Annotated in this window: 1 protein-coding gene; it reads right to left on the reverse strand. The window is 60.3% G+C overall.

Annotated features, from left to right (window positions below):
• Positions 1–1293, reverse strand: a 1293-nt coding sequence (gatB, locus tag ENZ75_RS31075; RefSeq protein WP_128278593.1) for an Asp-tRNA(Asn)/Glu-tRNA(Gln) amidotransferase subunit GatB, incomplete at its 3' end; no start/stop codon positions are given.
• Positions 1294–1683 lie beyond the last annotated feature (390 nt).

The raw sequence follows: 1683 nt of genomic DNA on the forward strand, positions 1-1683 counted from the left end.
GCTCTCGACCAGCTGGCGCGGATCGCCGCCCTCATTCCAGACGATCTCGAACAGGTCCTTGGCGATCTTGCCGGAAATGGTGCCGTCCTTGATCAGATCGATGACCGCGCCAAGCTGCTCGGGGGAAACCGGAGCGTTTTCAATGTCTTTTCCGGCCTTGTTCAATTGCCCGAGCAGATCGTTGATGACCCAGTTGGCGGCGAGCTTGCCGTCGCGGCCGGCGGCCACCTTCTCGAAATAGTCGGCGATCGGCTTTTCCGAAACCAGGATCGAGGCGTCATAGACCGACAGGCCGAGCGACGCGATCAGCCGCGCCTTCTTGTCGTCTGGCAGTTCCGGCAATTCCTTGGCCAGCGCATCGACATAGGCCTGGTCGAATTCCAGCGGCAAGAGGTCCGGATCGGGGAAGTAGCGGTAATCATGCGCCTCTTCCTTGGAGCGCATCGAACGCGTCTCGCCCTTGACGGCGTCGAACAGCCGCGTCTCCTGGTCGATCTTGCCGCCATCCTCGAGAATGGCGATCTGCCGGCGCGCCTCGTAGTCGATGGCCTGGCCGATGAAGCGGATCGAGTTGACGTTCTTGATCTCGCAGCGCGTGCCGAACTCGCCGCCCGGCTTGCGCACCGAAACGTTGACGTCGGCGCGCATCGAACCTTCGTCCATGTTGCCGTCGCAGGTGCCGAGATAGCGCACGATGGTGCGCAGCTTGGTGACATAAGCCTTGGCTTCGTCGGCCGAGCGCATGTCGGGCTTGGAGACGATCTCCATCAGCGCCACGCCGGAGCGGTTGAGGTCGACATAGGACATGGTCACATGCTGGTCGTGCATCGACTTTCCGGCATCCTGCTCCAGATGCAGCCGCTCGATGCCGACTTCGATGTCCTCGAATTCGCCCTGACGATCGGGGCCAACGGAAACGATCACCGTGCCCTCGCCGACGATCGGCTGCTTGAACTGCGAGATCTGGTAGCCCTGCGGCAGGTCTGGATAGAAGTAGTTCTTCCGATCGAAGACCGACTTGTGGTTGATCTGCGCTTTCAGCCCAAGGCCGGTGCGGATCGCCTGCTTGACGCATTCCTCGTTGATGACCGGCAGCATGCCGGGCATCGCCGCATCGACCAGGCTGACATTGGCGTTGGGCGCCGCGCCGAAAGCGGTCGAGGCGCCGGAAAACAGCTTTGCTTCCGATGTAATCTGGGCATGGACCTCGAGGCCGATGATGATCTCCCAGTCGCCGGTGGCACCGGAAACAAGGCGCTTGGCGTCGGGCGTGCGGGTGTCGATGAGGGACATGGTGGCCTGCGTATTGGAACTGCGGATAATGCGTTTCGCACACTTTGGTGTGCAACTTCGCTAGTGCAAACCGCCAAAAGAGACAAGCGCCCAAAAAACACAAGCGCAAAGCCGCGGACTGGCCTTTTCAGCTGCGTTCGCCTATGGGAGGTCCATTCCAATGGAGAGTGGATGTCCACTTACGCTCAGTCCCGGTAAGGCCCTGACCTCCTGGCGAGGCAGGGCAGAAAACCTGAAACCCCGTGCCGCGAAGCTTCGCGGCGGCGGCATTTTTTGTTTTCCCGGAAAACTCTCACATGGATATTTCGCGCAGCGCATGACCCCGAAAATCGGTATCGATTTTCGGAAAGGATCATGCGCCAAATCATAAGTGCCACAGCGTCCTTTGCG

The organism is Mesorhizobium sp. M7A.F.Ca.CA.002.04.1.1 (assembly GCF_004022805.1).
Taxonomy (GTDB): Bacteria; Pseudomonadota; Alphaproteobacteria; order Rhizobiales; family Rhizobiaceae; genus Mesorhizobium; species Mesorhizobium ciceri.